The following is a 15,757-nucleotide window of genomic DNA, read 5'->3' as shown; positions in this document are numbered from 1 at the left end:
GACCGAGAACGGCTCGGCCCTCCGGGGCCGGGGAACGACACCACCGCACATGCGCCCCCGCCACCGGGGACGCCGGAAGGACACGCGTGACCGATACTCCGACGCCCGTCGAGCAGGCCCTGGCCGGCGCGGCCGCCGCCGCCCGCCCCACCGCACGCACCGCGCCGGGGGAGCGGGCCGCCTGGCTGCGCTCGGCCGCCGACGCCCTCGACGCCGCCGCCGGCGACCTCGTCCCGCTCGCGATGAGCGAGTCCCACCTGCCCGAGGCACGGCTGACCGGCGAGCTCGCCCGCACCACGTTCCAGGCCCGGCTCTTCGCCGACCGGCTCGAGGCCGGGCTGCTGCACGACGTGCGGATCGACGACGCCGACCCGGACTGGCCGATGGGCCCGCGCCCGGACGTGCGGCGCACCCAGGTCCCGATCGGGCCCGTGCTGGTGTTCGCCGCGAGCAACTTCCCGTTCGCGTTCTCGGTGTTCGGCGGGGACACGGTCTCCGCGCTGGCCGCGGGCTGCCCGGTCGTCGTGAAGGCGCACCCCGGGCACCCCGAGCTGTCCCGGCGCACCGCCGAGCTGGTCGGCAAGGCGTTCCCGGAGGGGGTGTTCGCCCTGATCGAGGGGGAGAAGGAGGGAGCCGACGCGGTGCAGGACGCGCGCATCCGCGCCGTCGGCTTCACCGGCTCCACCCGCGGCGGGCGGGCGCTGTTCGACCTCGCCGCGCGCCGTCCGGACCCGATCCCGTTCTACGGCGAGCTCGGCTCGACCAACCCGGTCGTCGTGACGCCGGCGGCCTGGGCCGAGCGGCCCGAGGAGATCGTCACCGGGTTCACCGGGTCGATGCTGCTGGGCAGCGGGCAGTTCTGCACCAAGCCCGGCGTGCTGCTGGTCCCGGACGCCGACGCGTTCCTCGCGGCGGTCCCGGAGCTGTCGGCGGGCCCGATGCTCAACGAGCGCATCGAGTCCGGCTACCGGGCGGCGGCCGAGCAGATGGCCGGGGCGACGCAGGTCGTGCGCGGCGACGTCGCCGACGGCGGGCCGGTGCTGTTCCGGGCCGACGCCGAGGCGGTGCTGGCCGACCCGGACCTGCTCGAGCAGGAGGTCTTCGGCCCGGCCGCGCTGGTGGTCGGCTACTCCGGTGTGGACCAGGCGCTCGCGGTGCTCGACGCCGTCGGGGGCCAGCTCACCGGCACCGTCCAGGGCGTGGCGGGCGACCCGGACGCCGCCGAGGTGATCGCCCGGCTGGCCGAGCACGCCGGCCGCGTCGTCTGGAACGGGTGGCCCACCGGCGTCACCGTGAGCGACGCCCAGCACCACGGCGGCCCGTACCCGGCCTCGACCGCGCCGCTGCACACCTCGGTCGGCACCGCGGCCGCCGAGCGCTTCCTGCGCCCGGTGGCGTTCCAGAGCGTGCCGGCCGACCTGCTCCCGGCCGAGCTGCGCGACGACACGGCCGTCCCGCACCGCCGCAACGGCACCCCGGCTCCCTGACCCATCCGCTCGCGCCTCCCCGCGGAAGCGCCACCCCTCCAAGGGCCGACTCATGACGCTTTGGTTCGGCGATGCCGAACTGAAGCGTCATGAGTGGGGACAGGGGAGGGGTGGGTGGGGCTGATGGGGCTGGTAGGGCGTGAGCCGGCCCCGGGGCGGGGGAGTCGTCAGGTGGCGATCGGCCGGGTCGCGGCGTGGAAGTCCTCGAGGGTCCACGCCCGGACCTCGTCGACGTGCACGGCGGCGGCCGACTGGGCCCGGTCGGCGTCGCCGTCGATCATCGCGTCGATGATCTCGTGGTGGCGGGCGGCGGCGCCGCCGCTGCGGTGGGTCCCGTTGGCCCCGGCGATCCGCAGCCACTCGAGGTAGGCCTCGATGCTGTCGCGTACGGCCAGCATCCGCGCGTTGCCGGCGTGCTCGATGATCGTGCGGTGCAGGTTCATGTCCGAGGCGAAGAACGGCTCGTGGTCACCACGGGCCATCGCCTCGTCCGCCGCCACGATCTCCTCGCGCAGCTCGTGCTTGACCCGGTCCGGCATCCGCAGGGTGGCCTCGTGGGTGGCGAACCACTCGATCGCCTTCCGCATGCCGCACATCTCGTCGATGTCGTCGGCGGTGATGTGGGCGACGTAGGTGCCCGACCGCGGCCGGGTCACGACGAGCTGGTCACCCTCGAGCCGGCTCAGCGCCTCGCGCAGCGGGGTCTTCGAGACCCCCATCGACTCGCTGATCGCCGTGACGTCCAGGCGCTCGCCCTGGGCCAACCGCCCGTGCGTGATCTCGTCGCGCAGCACCCGGTAGACCCGGTCCGCCAGTGACTCCGTGATGAGTCGCGACACCGTCACGCCGATCACCACCTTGCCCGTCCCGTGTCCTGATGTCCGAAGTATTGCACCACGGGCACCGGGTCTGCTAGACATCCGGTCGGCCAGATCTGAAGTTTCAGATCTCAGTACCGCCGCTCGTCGGCGATTGCATCAAGGGAGCTGCCCAGTGTCGAGCACGCCCGACCCCCGCTTCACCGGGATCATCGCGACCGTCGTCACGCCGTTCGACGCCGACGGCGAGATCGTCGAGGAGAAGCTCCGCGCCGAGGTCCGGTACCTGCTCGGTGCGAACGTCAGCGGCATCTGCGCCTGTGGGACCACCGGTGAGGGCTACACGCTGTCCGCGGAGGAGAGCGCCCGGGTCTGCGCGGTCGTCGTCGACGAGGTGGCCGGCCGGGTTCCGGTCGTCGGCGGGATCATCCAGAACTCCACGCACGCCGTCGTCCGCTACGGGAAGGCGTTGAAGGAGGCCGGGGTCGACGCGCTGCAGGTCACCCCGATCCACTACCTGTGGTCGCCGAGCGCGGACTCGACGGTCGACTACTACACCGAGATCGGCGAGGCGACCGGCCTGCCGGTCATCATCTACAACGTCGTGCCGTGGGCGCTGATCGAGCCCGCGATCGTGTCCCGGCTGGCCGACCTGCCGCACGTCGTCGGCATCAAGCAGTCCGGCGGCGACATGCACAAGCTCGCCGACCTGATCGAGCTGGTCTCCGACCGGATCTCGGTGCTCGCCGCGGTCGACGACCTGCACCTCCCGGCGTTCGTGCTCGGCGCGCAGGGCGCGCTCGCCGCGATCCCGACCGTCACCCCGTTCCTGTCCACCGCGCTGTGGGACGCCGTCCAGGACGGCGACCTCACGCTCGCGAAGAAGCTGCACGCGCAGATCCTGCCGATCTGGCGGGCGATCGACGGCCCCAACCAGCCTGCGACGATCAAGGAGGCGCTGCGCCTGCAGGGCCGCGACGGCGGTCACCACCGGCGCCCGGTCGACCCGGTGAGCCCCGAGGTCAGCGCGAAGCTGGCCGCCGCGCTGGACGCGGCCGGGCTCCTCGCGTCCGGCGTCGGGCCCGTCACCGCCTGAGAGCGAGTCCTGAGCCCGGGACGTCCGCCGGCGCGGTGAGGGTGGTGGCTGCACCGGTCCGGTGACGATCGGTTCGGCGGTGCGCGTGCGTGCCGCCGGTTCCGTCACGGCGGCCGGGTGGACGGCCACGCCGTGCCGGCAGCGGCCGGTCATCGACACGGTGCGTGCGCCGCTCCCGGGTGCCGGTAGCGGACCGCTCGGCACCCTCCGGCGCCGTGGTCGTCGGCCCGTCGGTGGTCGCGGGCCCGGACCGCGGACGGCACGCGCGCAGCATGCCGGGACCGGGGCCACGGGCGCCGGCTGCCCCGGCCGGCGCGCCGTGCGGCTCCCGGTCCGCGCCTCCGGGACCCGCCGGAGACACGGCCCGGCCGTCCGCGGAACGCCGCCGAGCCGGTCGTCGCCGTCCGGTCCCTGCACGGCCCGGACCTCGTCCACGGCCGGGACGTGCCGAGGGTGGGCGCGAGCGGTGTCCGCGACCCCGGGCGGACCCACCGGCTCCGCCCGGACCGGGGCCGGCCGTGCACGCCTCGACCATCGGTCTCCTCGCCGGCACCGGCCGATCGGCGCCCTCGAGAACCTTTTCAGCACACCTACGGAGACACCATGAGCGGATCCCGCAGAGTCCCGCCATTGAACCGGCGGTCCTTCCTCCGGGGTATGGGGGCCATCGCTGCCGTCGGCGGGTTGACCGCGTGCTCCTCCGCCGCCCCGCTCGCCGGGCAGTCGGAGTACACGATCACGGTGGGGCACCCCTCCCAGAACGACCACTTCCACGTGGCGTCGTTCAACCACTTCAAGGACCTGGTCGAGGAGCGGTCCTCGGGCAGGATCGCGGTCCGCTTCTACCCGGACGGCATCTTCGGCGGTGACCGCGAGACGATCGAGTCGGTGCAGCTGCGCTACCTGCAGCTCGGCTTCAGCCCGTCCTCGGCCGTCGCCGCCTTCGTCCCGCGGATGTCGATCTGGGACGTGCCGTTCCTCTTCGACTCCCTGGAGCACGCGTACGCGACGGTGGACAGCCCGTTCGGCCAGCGGATCCTCGCCGGCACCCGGGAGTTCAACATGCTGGGGCTGGGCTACTGGGACAACGGCTTCCGGCACCTGACGACCAGGACGACGAAGGTCGAGAGCCCCGCCGACCTACGGGGGCTCTCGGTGCGGGTCCTGGAGAACCCGGTGCACATCAGGGCCTGGCGCAGCGTCGGGGCGAACCCGACCCCGATGGCGTTCGGCGAGGTCTACGTCGGGCTGCAGCAGGGCACGATCGACGCCCAGGAGAACCCGCTGCCGAACATCGAGACGGCGAGGTTCTACGAGGTGCAGCAGTACGTGCTGCTCACCCAGCACATCTACGGGCCACAGCCGTTCTACATCAACACCGACTTCTTCGAGAGCCTGCCCGAGGACCTGCAGGACGTGGTCGTCAGCTCCGAGATCGACGCCCGGCAGTTCTGCAGGGACCAGTCGAAGGGTGCCGACGAGCAGGCCACGCGCACCATCTCCGAGTCCGGGAGCGAGGTCGTCGAGCTGCCCCCGGAGCAGCGCGCCGAGTTCGCGGAGCCGATGCAGGAGGGCGCCGAGGCGTACCTGCGCGGCGTGGTGGGACAGGAGCTCATCGACGAGCTCCACGACGTGGTGAGGGAGCACGCATGACGACCGAGACGGAAGCGGCCGAGATCCGCGAGGAGGAGGTCCGGGGCCGGCTCAGCATCGAGGAGTGGGTCATCGGATCGGTCCTCGGGGCGATGCTGCTGATCCTCTTCAGCCAGGTGGTCGCTCGCTTCGTCTTCGGCCAGTCGCTGGTGTGGAGCGAGGAGATCGCGCGCTACCTCTTCATCTGGATGATCTTCATCGGTCTCGGCGCGGTGACGCTGCGCGGCGAGCACATCGCCGTCGAGGCGCTGCTGGACAAGCTGAGCCTCCGCGGCAGGCGCGTCGCCGGCCAGGTCACGTACGTGATCCTGTTCGCCGTCAACGCCGCGCTGATGGTGGCCGCGACGCGGCTGGTCTGGACGGTCCAGGACCTTGGGCAGTTCGCCCCGGCCACCGAGATCCCCATGTGGCTGGTCTACGTCGCGGTGCCGCTGGGGCTCCTCATCGCCAGCGCGCGCCTGATCCAGTCGAGCGTCCGCCTGTGGACGACCGAGCCGAGCGGCACCACTCACGAGAAGGGGATCTGAGGTGGACATCGCGCTGCTGCTGATCGTCCTGCTGGCCGCGATCCTGGCCGGCATCCCGATCGCCTACTCGCTGGTCCTGGCCGCACTGGCGTTCGCCGTGTTCTTCGACCACGGGGTCGGGCTCGGCATGCTCGTGCACAGCTTCACGATCGCCAACGACTCCTTCCCCATCCTGGCCGTGCCGTTCTTCATCCTGGCCGGGATGATCATGGGCAAGGGCGGGATCTCCAGGCGCCTGTTCAACGTGGCGACCGCATGGGTCGGCCACGTGCGGGGAGGCTTCGGCGTGGCGGCCGTGCTCACCGCGCTGTTCTTCTCGGCCATCTCGGGTTCGGGGCCGGGCACGGTGGCCGCGGTCGGCGGGATGATGATCCCGCAGATGGTGAAGCGCGGCTACTCCCGGACGTTCTCCGGCGCGCTCATCGCGGCCGCGGGCACCATGGGCGTGATCATCCCGCCGTCGATCCCGCTGGTGATCTACGGCGTGACGACGGGGACCAGCATCGGCGACCTGTTCCTCGCCGGCATCATCCCGGGACTCCTGATGAGCGGGGCGCTGATCGTGTGGGCGGTCACCCACGCCCGGCGTCGCGGCATCCAGGGCACCGAGAAGGCGCCGCTCTCCGCTCGCCTCAGGTCGCTGAACCAGGCGAAGGGCGCGCTGTTCCTGCCCGTGCTGATCCTCGGTGGCATCTACGGCGGTGTGTTCACCCCCACCGAGGCCGCGGTGGTCGCGGTCGTCTACGCAGGCGTCTTCTCGACGCTGATCTACCGCGAGCTCGACCTCTCCGGGCTGTTCCGGGCGATGGTCTCCGCCGCGACGATCTGCAGCGCCATCATGCTCATCGTCGCCGCGGCGGCTCCGTTCGCCCTGTTCCTCGCCGTCGCCGAGGCACCCGGTCAGGTCCTGAACCTGGTGGGCGCGATCTCGACCGACCCGGTCGTCGTCATCTGCATCGTGATGGTCTTCCTGCTGCTCCTCGGCACCTTCATGGAGACCATCGCGGCGATCACCATCACCGCTCCCATCCTGATCATCCTGCTGGGCGAGACCGATATGGACCCGGTGCAGATCGGGATCCTGCTGGTGATGTTCCTGGCGCTCGGCTTCGTCTCACCGCCCCTGGGGCCGAACATCTTCGTCGCGGCGAAGACGGCCGGTGTGGCCAACGAGAAGCTGTTCGTCGCGGTCCTCCCCGGCTTCGCACTGCTCATCGGCGTCTGCGTGCTGGTCGCCTTCGTCCCGGCACTGAGCCTCGGGCTGTTGAGCCGATGAGCGCCCTGGATCCCGGCCCCGCGCGGTGATCCCGGCCCCGGAGGGCTGGAGTTCGCGCGGGCCGGGACGGCGGGCAGCGTCGTCGCACCCGTTCGGGAGCTGCCGCGACCTGTGACCTGCCGCCGCACCCGCCGCGGAGGGCGCAGCGAGCGGTGCGGTCGCCTCACCGACGTTCGCGAAGCCGTTGCCGCGGGTGTCCCCGCGGACGCGGCGCGCGTGGATGCCGTCGGCGATCAACGCGATCGTGAGGTAGGCGAGGCCCCGGTGGAGCGCCCGGTCCTGCAGCTCGCCCGGAGGTCGCGGTGGAGCGCTCGACCAGCTCGTCGGCGGTCGGCATCCGGCGGCTCGTCGATGCGGCGGAACCGGCGAGCACCGGTGCGAACGACGGGTCGCCGGCGTCGCCGCAGCTCGCGTCCTCCGCGATCCTCGTGGGCGAAGACCGCCGCGGCGGCCCCTCAGCGCGCCACGAAATTGCTCAGCAGCGCCTGTACCTCGTAGACGTCGACGCCCTTGCCGAACTGCTTCTGGATCGGCGCGGGCGACCCGGACAGCCAGATCTTCAGTTCCGCGTCGAGGTCGAAGGTGCCGGCCGTCTCGACCGAGAAGTGCGTGATGCTGCGGTAGGGGATCGAGTGGTACTCGACCTTGCGGCCCGTCATGCCCTGCTTGTCGACCATGATCAGCCGGCGGTCGGTGAACAGGAACGAGTCCCGGATCAGCTGGTAGGCCGCGTGTACCCGCTCGCCCTGGGCCAGCAGCCGGCCGAACTCCTGGGCGGCTGCGTTCGGGTCGATGCGAGAGGCGTTGCCCATGACACCGTCGAGGAATCCCATGGGCCGACCCTAGATCCGGAAGCTGCGGCGGACCGGGGCCGGAGCGCCGGCGCGCGACCTCGCAGGCCTCTTCAGGAGGTGGGGATCGCCGCGGGTGCGCGCGATCGCCGGCGTGGACGAGGGGGTTTGACACCTGGAGCGCCGGATGGGTACGTTGCGCCCCGAGTCGACGGAAACGTTTCCAGGATGGTGGAAACGTTTCCGCGTCGACAAGCCGGAAACGTTTCCAGTGCAGGCATCGCCCGCCTGCCCGCTGCGAGGTGAGACAACGATGTCGTCACGCACGACGCTGACGCAGGTGGCCGAACGGGCCGGTGCGTCGCTGGCGTCGACGTCCCGGGCCCTGCACGGCTCGGGGGCCAGTCCGGAGATGGTCGAGCGCGTCCGCGCCGCGGCCGCCGAGCTCGGCTACCGCGCGGACGCCATCGGGCGCTCGCTGCGGATGGGGAGGACCTTCCAGATCGCGTTCGCCGTCGCCGACATCGGCAACCCGGTCTACGTCGAGATGATGCGGGCGATCCACGAGGTGCTCGACCCGGAGGGCTACCGGACGCTGGTCATGACCACCGGTGACTCGTCGACGTCGACGATCGACCTCGTCCGCAGCATGAACGGCGGGTTCGTCGACGGTCTGATCGTCAGTCCCTTGAGGACCGACGACCGGCTGGTCGAGGCGATCCGCGAGGCGCCGGTACCCGTCGTGGTGATCGGCCGCTCGATGGCCGAGGCCGGCGTCAGCTCGGTCTCCACCGACTCGGCGACCGGCATCGGCGCGGCGGTGCGGCACCTGCACGACCTCGGACGGCGGCGGATCGGGTTCCTCAACGGCCCGCTCGACACCACTCCCGGCGCGGTCCGGCAGCGCGGATTCGACGCCGCGGCCGCCGAGCTCGCCGACGACCTCGGGGGCGCGACCGACGCCGAGGTCGCCGACGACTTCACCGTGACCGCGGGGGTCGTCGCGGCCCGGCGGCTCCTCGCCCGGCACCGGACCGAGCGGCTGGACGCGATCGCTGCGGCGAACGACCTGCTGGCCATCGGCGCGATCCGCGCGGTGCGTGAGCTGGGGCTCTCGGTCCCCGGCGACGTCGCGGTGACCGGGATCGACGACACCGAGATCGGCCGGGTGTTCCAGCCCAGCCTGACCAGCGTCTCGCTCGGCGCGGCCGAGCGCGGGCGGGCCGCGGCCCGGCTGATGCTCGAGGTCGCCGAGGACCCGGAGCACCCGGCCCGCCAGGTCACCGTCGGTTCCTCCCTGGCGGTGCGGGAGTCCACCGACCCGGCCGCCGCCGACCCCTACTTCCTTGCGCCCGGCGAGGCCGCGGCCCCCGACGCCCCCGTATCCGGCGGGCCCGGGCCAGCCGGCGACCGGAGCGGCCCGGCCCCGGCACGCCCGGACACGCCCGCGAGCCGCGGCGACTCCACGGGCGGAGGCGCCCGATGACCGCGTCCGAGGTCGCCGAGCGGCCGCCGCCCGTCCCGGACGCCGGCGGGCGGAGACCCCGCCGCGGCACCGACCGCGCCCGCCGCCGCGAGGCGGCCGCGCTGGTGATGCCCTCGCTGCTGCCGATCCTGGTGCTCAGCGTCGCGCCGCTGGCGATCGCCGTCGGGCTGGCCTTCACCGACGCCCGGCTGATCCGGGACCCGGAGTACGGCTTCGTCGGCGTCGACAACTTCGTCCGGCTCGCCGGGAACTCGCTGTTCTGGGAGTCGTTCCGGATCGGTCTGGTGTGGACGTTCGGGGTGACCACGCTGCAGCTCGCCGCCGGGATGGGGCTGGCGCTGCTGCTGAACTCCGGGCTCCGCTGCCAGGGATTGACCCGGGTGCTCGCCCTGGTTCCGTGGGCGATGCCCCCGGTCGTCGTGGCGATCATGTGGGAGATGATCTACTCGCCGAACGGCGGCCCGCTCAACGCGCTGCTCGGCACCCTCGGCCTGCCCGACGACACCAACTGGCTCGGCAGCTTCGCCACCGCGCTGCCCGCGGTGATCCTGGTCGGCGTCTGGGTCGGCATGCCGCAGACCACGGTGGCGCTGCTCGCCGGGCTGCAGCAGATCCCGGCCGACCTGCACGAGGCCGCGTCGGTCGACGGCGCCGGTGCCTGGCGCCGGTTCCGGGCGGTGACCTGGCCCAGGCTGCGCCCGGTCGTCGCCTCGATCACCTCGCTGAACTTCATCTGGAACTTCAACTCGTTCGCGCTGATCTACGTGCTCACCGGCGGCGGCCCCGGCGGCCGGACGCTCGTCCCGGTGCTGTTCGTCTACCTGGAGGCGTTCCGCAACCGCAACGTCGGCTACGCCGCGGCGATGGGCGTCGTGCTCGTCCTGGTGATCGTGGTGATCCTCGCCCTCTACCTGCGGGCCCAGTTCCGCGACGACGCCGAGGGGAACCGGTGAGCCCGATGCGTGTCCTCGCCCGACCGGCCCAGTACCTCGCCCTGGCGGCCTACCTGCTGTTCCTGGGGTTCCCGCTGCTCTGGCTGATCTCGGCGTCGGTGAAGTCGTCGGCCGAGCTGAACTCGCTGAACGTGAGCCTGCTGCCGCAGGAGTGGCACTGGGACAACTACGCCCAGGCCCTGGAGCGGCAGGGCCTGATCTCCTCGGCGTGGAACAGCCTGACGGTCGCGCTCGCCTCGACCGCGCTGGTGCTGCTGATCGCGCTGCCCGCCGCCTACGTGCTGGCCCGGATGCGCGGGCGGCTGCGCGCCGCCGGCGTCGGCTGGATCCTGGTCAGTCAGGTCTTCCCGGTCGTGTTGGTGATCCTGCCGCTGTTCCTGGTCTTGAGGACGATCGGGCTCACCGACAGCCTGTTCGGCCTGACCCTGGTGCACACGACGTACATGCTGCCGTTCGCGCTGTGGCTGCTGCAGGGCTACGTCGCCGCCGTCCCGATCGACCTCGAGGAGGCCGGCGCGATGGACGGCGGCAACCGGCTCGTCGTGCTGCGCCGGATCGTGCTGCCGCTGCTGGCGCCGGGCGTCGCGGCGACGGCGATGTTCAGCTTCGTGTCCTCCTGGAACGAGTTCTTCTTCGCGCTGGTGCTGCTGCAGTCGCCGGAGAACTACACCCTGCCGATCACGCTGAAGATGTTCGTCGGCGGCGAGGGCAAGGTCGCGCTCGGCCCGCTCGCGGCCGGCGCGGTGCTCGCGGCGATCCCGAGCATCGTCTTCTTCACCCTCATGCGACGGAAGCTGACCAGCGGCCTGATGGCCGGGGCGGTGAAGGGATGAGCGCCGTGCGGAACCTCCGAGCAGCCGTCCTCGTGCTGGCCGTCCTGCTGCTGGCGTCCTGCGGAGCCACGACCGGGGACGACGACGGCCGGGTCGTCCTGCGCTTCCAGTCGCTGTCCGACCAGCCCGCGGCCATCGAGACCTCGGACCGGATCGTCGCCGAGTGGAACCGCACCCACCCGGACGTGCAGGTGGAGGTCGTCCAGGCCGGCTGGGACGGCGTGCACGACAAGCTCATCACCCAGTTCAACGCGCTCGCCGCGCCGGACGTCGTGCACTACGAGGCGAGCGGGATCCTGCCCTTCGCCGCGGACGGTTACCTCGCCGACCTCACGCCGTACCTGTCCGAGGAGCGACGCGCGGACATCCCCGCGGGCGTCCTCGACTCGGTCACCGTCGACGGCGAGGTGGTCGCCTACCCGACCGCGATGCAGTCCTATGTGGTCTATGCGAACCGCACGATGCTGCGGGAGGCGGGCGTCGAGATCCCCACCGGTCCGACGACGAGCTGGGACGAGCTGCGCGCGATCGCGAAGGCCACCACCGGCGACGACCGGTACGGCCTGGCCTGGGGCCTCAAGGATCCGACGGCCGCGTTCATGTCGCTGTCCCCGGGCTTCGGGGGGCTCTTCTTCGGCGGCCCCGACCCGGCGAGCCCGCAGATCACCGTCGGCGCGGCGGAGACGGCGCTGCCCGAGCTGGTCGCGGACATGACCTATCAGGACGGATCGATCCTTCCGGTGTCGCTGACCCAGTCCGGCAGCAAGGCGCTGGCCCCGTTCTACGAGGGCCAGGTCGCGATGACGGTCCAGGGCTCGTTCCAGACCGCGAACATCGCCGCCGACGCCCCGGAGGACCTCGACTGGGTCGTGCTGCCCCCGCTCGCCGGCCCGGCCGGTGCGGCGCAGGCGGCCAACCCGCAGACGCTCTCGATCGCGAAGGACTCGCCGCACGTGGCCGAGGCCGCGGAGTTCCTCGAGTTCTTCACCCGCACCGGGAACCTGGCCGCGCTGAACGAGGCCGACGGCCTGATCCCGGCCACCGTCTCCGCCCGCGACGAACTGGCGGGACGCCTCGGCTCCCGCGACGGCTGGGACGTCGTCCTGGCCGGCGGCCGGCACCTCACCGCGGCCCCGTTCCTGTTCGCCGACCGCTACCAGCAATGGAAGGAAACGGTTGCCACCCCCGCCTACCAGCGATTCCTCGCCGGACAGACCGATGCCGACGAGCTCGCCCGCGAGCTCGAGCTCGGCTGGAACGACATCGCGGCGTACTGACCGCAGCACCCCGGACGGCAGTAACCCGGACCGCAGCACTACGGAGGAGACGGATCCCGTGACCTGGTTGGAGGACCGCGCGCTCGCGGTGATCACCGGCGCCGCGGTCGGCGACGCGCTGGGCGGCGCCACCGAGGGCTGGACGCCCGCGCAGATCGAGGAGCGCCACGGCGGCCTGGTGACCGGCGTCGTCGGCCCGTGGTTCGAGAACTGGCGGGACGCCCGGCCGATCGCGCCGTACCACAAGGGCGACGGGCACATCACCGACGACACCCTCATGACCCGCGCGCTGGTCGAGGTCTACGCCAAGCGGCGCACCCACCTCGACGCCTACGCGGTCGCCGAGGACCTGGTCCCGCTGATGATCGGGGAGCCGCGCTGGGTGCCCGAGCTGGAGTCGACCGCGCTGCTGCTGCAGCGGGTGTTCCTGGCCGAGAAGTGGATCGTCGCCCGGCTGCACTACGGACACGTGGACCCGCGGGAGGCCGGCGTCGGCAACGTCGTCAACTGCGGGGCGGCGATGTACGTCGCGCCGGTCGGGATCGCGAACGCTGGCGACCCGTGCGGCGCCTACGCCGAGGCGATCGACCTCACCGGCGCGCACCAGTCGAGCTACGGCCGCGAGGCGGCCGGGGTGTTCGCCGCCGCCGTCGCCGCCGCGGTCGCACCGCGATCCACCGTGGACGACGTCGTCGCGGCCGCGCTGGACGTCGCGCACGACGGGACCGCGGAGGCGATCCGCGCCGTCGTCGCCGAGGTGTCCGGGATGGACGTTCCGGCGACCGACGACGCGCAGCGCGAGCTCATCCGCCGGGTGCGGCGGGCGGTCGCACCGTACGACAGCGTCGGGCCCGAGTACCGCAACATGTCGATGGACGCCCGCAGGCCCTCGCGGACCAAGTCGATCGAGGAACTGCCCGTGGCGATCGGGCTGTTCCTGGCCCACCGCGGTGACTTCCGTGGCGCCGTGCTCGCCGCCGTCAACTACGGCCGGGACGCCGACTCGATCGCGACGATGGCCGCCGCACTCTGCGCCGGGGTCGGCGGGGCCGCCGCCGTCCCGCGGGAGTGGGTCGACACCGTCGGCGAGGCCAGCCGGATGGACCTGCGCGAGACCGGAGAGCTGATGGCGTCGGCGGCGGCGGACATCCTGCGTGCCGACCGGGAGCGGGCACGGGCCCGGCTCGACGTCGTCGACGCGCTGTCGGTCCCGGCGCCCAGCAGGTGGTCGGCGTGAGGTTGACCTGGGCCCGGCCCGAGGACCTGGTCGCACACGAGCTCGTGCAGTCCGCCGCCGAGGGCTCGTGCGTCTCCGACGTGCGGGAGCGCTGGGTCGCCGCCGGTGGCGACCCCGTCCCGGCCGCCGCCGGGGCCGGTCCCCGGCCGGCGTCGCCGGCGGTCCGCGCGCTGGCCCGCGAGCTGCTCGACGAGCTCGACGCGCTGCCCACGCCGCTCGACGCGGCCGAGCCGGACGGCTGGGGCGCGATCGTCGCGACCCTCCCGCCGGCCCCGGAGCTGCGCCGCGTCCCGCCGGCCGGGCACGACCGCTTCCGCGGCGCGTGGACCGGCCGGGCCGCCGGGTGCCTGCTCGGCAAGCCGGTCGAGAAGATCCCGCGGGAGGGGATCGAGGAGATCCTGCGCGCCACCGGCCGCTGGCCGCTGGACCGCTGGTTCACCGCCGAGGGCCTGCCCGACGACGTCGCGCGCCGGTGGCCCTGGAACCGCCGGTCGGCGCCGACGTCGCTGGCGGAGAACATCGACGGGATGCCCGAGGACGACGACCTCAACTACCCGATCCTCGCCCTCGCCCTGCTCGACCGGCACGGCCGCGGGTTCAGCACCGACGACGTCGCGCAGCTCTGGCTCGACGACCTGCCCGCCGGGCGGGTGTTCACCGCCGAGCGCGCCGCGTACCGCAACATCCTCGACGCGCGGCCGGTCCCGGAGACCGCGACGCACCACAACCCGTTCCGGGAGTGGATCGGCGCGCTGATCCGCACCGACGTGTTCGGCTGGGTCACCCCGGGCTGTCCGCGGGCCGCGGCCCGGCTCGCCTGGACCGACGCCCGGCTGAGCCACACCCGCAACGGGATCTACGGCGCGATGTGGGCGGCCGGGCTGGCGTCGGCGGCGATGGTCTGCGACACCGTCGACGACGTGCTCGACGCGGCGGGCACCGTGGTCCCCCCGCACAGCCGGCTCGCCGCCGCGATCGCGCTCGGCCGCACCGTCGCCGCCGAGCACCCCGGCACCGGCGAGGCCGCCGTGCGGGCCGGGCTGGACCGGCTGCACGCCGCCTACGGCGACCTGCACTGGGTGCACGTGCTCAACAACGCCGCGGTCATCGCCTACGCGCTGGCCGCGGGCCGGGGTGAGTTCGGGCCGAGCGTCTCGATCGCGGTGACCGCCGGCTGGGACACCGACTCCGCGGGCGCCACCGTCGGCGGCGTCGTGGGCGCGCTGCGCGGGGTGGACGGCATCGGTGCACAGTGGACCGGGCCGTTGCGCGGCACGATCGCGTCCTCGCTGCCCGGCGGGGACCGGCGGATCGACGACCTCGCGGCGCGGACGGCGTCCTTCGTGGACCGGACGGTGCACCTCGTGGACGGGGCCGCCGGCGTCGCCGACCGGGTGGCCGCCCGCGTGGACGGAGCGCGCGCGTGAGCGGGGTCGTGGTCGTCGGGTCGGCCAACCTCGACCTCGTCGTCGACGTGCCGCGCAGGCCGGGTGCCGGCGAGACGATCCTCGGCGGCGGGCTGCGGCGCAGCCCGGGCGGCAAGGGCGCGAACCAGGCCGTCGCCGCCGCCGTCGCCGGGGGTGCGGACACCACGTTCCTCGGGGCCGTCGGCGACGACGAACCGGGCGGGATCCTGCTCGCCTCGCTGCGCACGGCCGGGGTCGGTACCGATCTCGTCGACCGTTCCTGCCCGGTCAGCGGGACGGCGATCATCACCGTCACCCCGGACGGCGAGAACTCCATCGTGGTCGCCCCGGAGGCGAACGACGACGTCCGGATCGGACCGGAGCAGGCCGGGTGCCTGTCCGGTGCCGACGTCGTGCTCGCCCAGCTGGAGATCCCGCTCGACGCGGTGCGCGAGGCGTTCGCGGCCCGACGGACCGGTGCGGTCGCGGTGCTCAACGCGGCCCCGGCCCGCGAGCTGCCCGACGCGCTGTGGGACGAGATCGACGTGCTGGTGGTCAACGAGCACGAGGCCGCCGAGCTGTCCGGGCGGGCGGAGACCGGGGCCGCGGTGACCGCGCTGCTGGAGCGGGTGGGCGCCGTGGTCGTCACCCTCGGGGCGCGCGGCTGCCTGGTCGCCGAGCGGGGGCGCGGGCCGGTGGAGCTCGCGGCCGCCCGGGTCGAGGTCGTCGACACCACCGGGGCGGGGGACACGTTCTGCGGGGTGCTCGCCGCCGCGCTGGCCCGCGGGGAATCCCTCGCCGACGCCGCCCGGCCCGCGCTGTCGGCCGGGACGCTCGCCGTCACCGCACCCGGCGCGCAGACCGCTGTGCCGACCGCCGCCGCCGCCGCCGTCGCCGCGCACGCCGCGGCCACCGTC

General features: G+C 73.2%; 12 protein-coding genes and 2 pseudogenes. 12 read left to right on the top strand and 2 right to left on the bottom strand.

Annotated elements, in window-relative coordinates:
* Positions 1-38 precede the first annotated feature (38 nt).
* A pseudogene (locus WIS52_RS23045) lies at positions 39-1,487 on the top strand (aldehyde dehydrogenase (NADP(+))); the annotation flags it as partial.
* A gap of 167 nt (positions 1,488-1,654) precedes the next feature.
* Here the strand turns inward: WIS52_RS23045 and WIS52_RS23040 are convergent.
* Positions 1,655-2,332 (bottom strand): GntR family transcriptional regulator, encoded by a 678-nt coding sequence (locus tag WIS52_RS23040; protein ID WP_349300426.1) that lies wholly within the window; start codon positions 2,330-2,332, stop codon positions 1,655-1,657.
* A 148-nt stretch (positions 2,333-2,480) separates the two neighbouring features.
* Here WIS52_RS23040 and WIS52_RS23035 point away from each other — a divergent pair, with 148 nt between their 5' ends.
* The 4 genes from WIS52_RS23035 to WIS52_RS23020 all read left to right on the top strand — a co-directional run bounded on the left by WIS52_RS23035 (position 2,481) and on the right by WIS52_RS23020 (position 6,857).
* Positions 2,481-3,401, top strand: a complete 921-nt coding sequence (locus WIS52_RS23035; RefSeq protein ID WP_349300425.1) for a dihydrodipicolinate synthase family protein — start codon at positions 2,481-2,483, stop codon at positions 3,399-3,401.
* 657 nt (positions 3,402-4,058) lie between these two features.
* Complete coding sequence (locus WIS52_RS23030; RefSeq protein WP_349300424.1) at positions 4,059-5,054, top strand: TRAP transporter substrate-binding protein; 996 nt, start codon at positions 4,059-4,061, stop codon at positions 5,052-5,054.
* Positions 5,051-5,581, top strand: coding sequence for a TRAP transporter small permease (locus WIS52_RS23025; protein WP_349300423.1), 531 nt, complete (start codon positions 5,051-5,053; stop codon positions 5,579-5,581). The genes WIS52_RS23030 and WIS52_RS23025 overlap by 4 nt, the downstream gene beginning before the upstream one ends.
* A 1-nt stretch (position 5,582) precedes the next feature.
* Entirely contained in the window at positions 5,583-6,857 is a 1,275-nt protein-coding gene (locus WIS52_RS23020) for a TRAP transporter large permease (RefSeq protein WP_349300422.1), read from the top strand.
* Positions 6,858-7,312: 455 nt separating this feature from the next.
* Here the strand turns inward: WIS52_RS23020 and WIS52_RS23015 are convergent, their stop codons facing one another.
* A complete protein-coding gene (locus WIS52_RS23015; RefSeq protein WP_349300421.1) occupies positions 7,313-7,690 on the bottom strand; it encodes a PH domain-containing protein in 378 nt (125 codons plus the stop codon).
* A gap of 271 nt (positions 7,691-7,961) precedes the next feature.
* Between WIS52_RS23015 and WIS52_RS23010 the strand changes: the two genes are divergently transcribed.
* The 7 genes and pseudogenes from WIS52_RS23010 to WIS52_RS22980 all read left to right on the top strand — a co-directional run.
* On the top strand, positions 7,962-9,134 hold the full coding sequence (locus WIS52_RS23010) for a LacI family DNA-binding transcriptional regulator (RefSeq protein WP_349300420.1): 1,173 nt from the start codon (positions 7,962-7,964) through the stop codon (positions 9,132-9,134).
* Entirely contained in the window at positions 9,131-10,087 is a 957-nt protein-coding gene (locus WIS52_RS23005) for a carbohydrate ABC transporter permease (RefSeq protein ID WP_349300419.1), read from the top strand. Before WIS52_RS23010 ends, WIS52_RS23005 begins: the two co-directional genes overlap by 4 nt.
* Positions 10,088-10,092: 5 nt before the next feature.
* A complete protein-coding gene (locus WIS52_RS23000) occupies positions 10,093-10,920 on the top strand; it encodes a carbohydrate ABC transporter permease (protein ID WP_349300574.1) in 828 nt (275 codons plus the stop codon).
* Positions 10,917-12,197 (top strand): ABC transporter substrate-binding protein, encoded by a 1,281-nt coding sequence (locus WIS52_RS22995; RefSeq protein WP_349300418.1) that lies wholly within the window; start codon positions 10,917-10,919, stop codon positions 12,195-12,197. Before WIS52_RS23000 ends, WIS52_RS22995 begins: the two co-directional genes overlap by 4 nt.
* A 58-nt stretch (positions 12,198-12,255) precedes the next feature.
* The gene (locus WIS52_RS22990; RefSeq protein ID WP_349300417.1) at positions 12,256-13,434 is read left to right on the top strand and encodes an ADP-ribosylglycohydrolase family protein; all 1,179 of its coding nucleotides are present in this window, start codon (positions 12,256-12,258) and stop codon (positions 13,432-13,434) included.
* Positions 13,431-14,861, top strand: a complete 1,431-nt coding sequence (locus WIS52_RS22985) for an ADP-ribosylglycohydrolase family protein (RefSeq protein WP_349300416.1) — start codon at positions 13,431-13,433, stop codon at positions 14,859-14,861. Before WIS52_RS22990 ends, WIS52_RS22985 begins: the two co-directional genes overlap by 4 nt.
* Positions 14,858-15,721: pseudogene (locus WIS52_RS22980) on the top strand (ribokinase); the annotation flags it as partial. The gene WIS52_RS22985 and the pseudogene WIS52_RS22980, both read left to right, overlap by 4 nt.
* Positions 15,722-15,757: the final 36 nt, after the last annotated feature.

The sequence above is a fragment of the Pseudonocardia nematodicida genome (assembly GCF_040105385.1).
GTDB classification, from domain to species: domain Bacteria; phylum Actinomycetota; class Actinomycetes; order Mycobacteriales; family Pseudonocardiaceae; genus Pseudonocardia; species Pseudonocardia nematodicida.
Note: the sequence above shows the minus strand (reverse complement) of the source record. Positions and strands in the feature narration are given on the sequence as shown.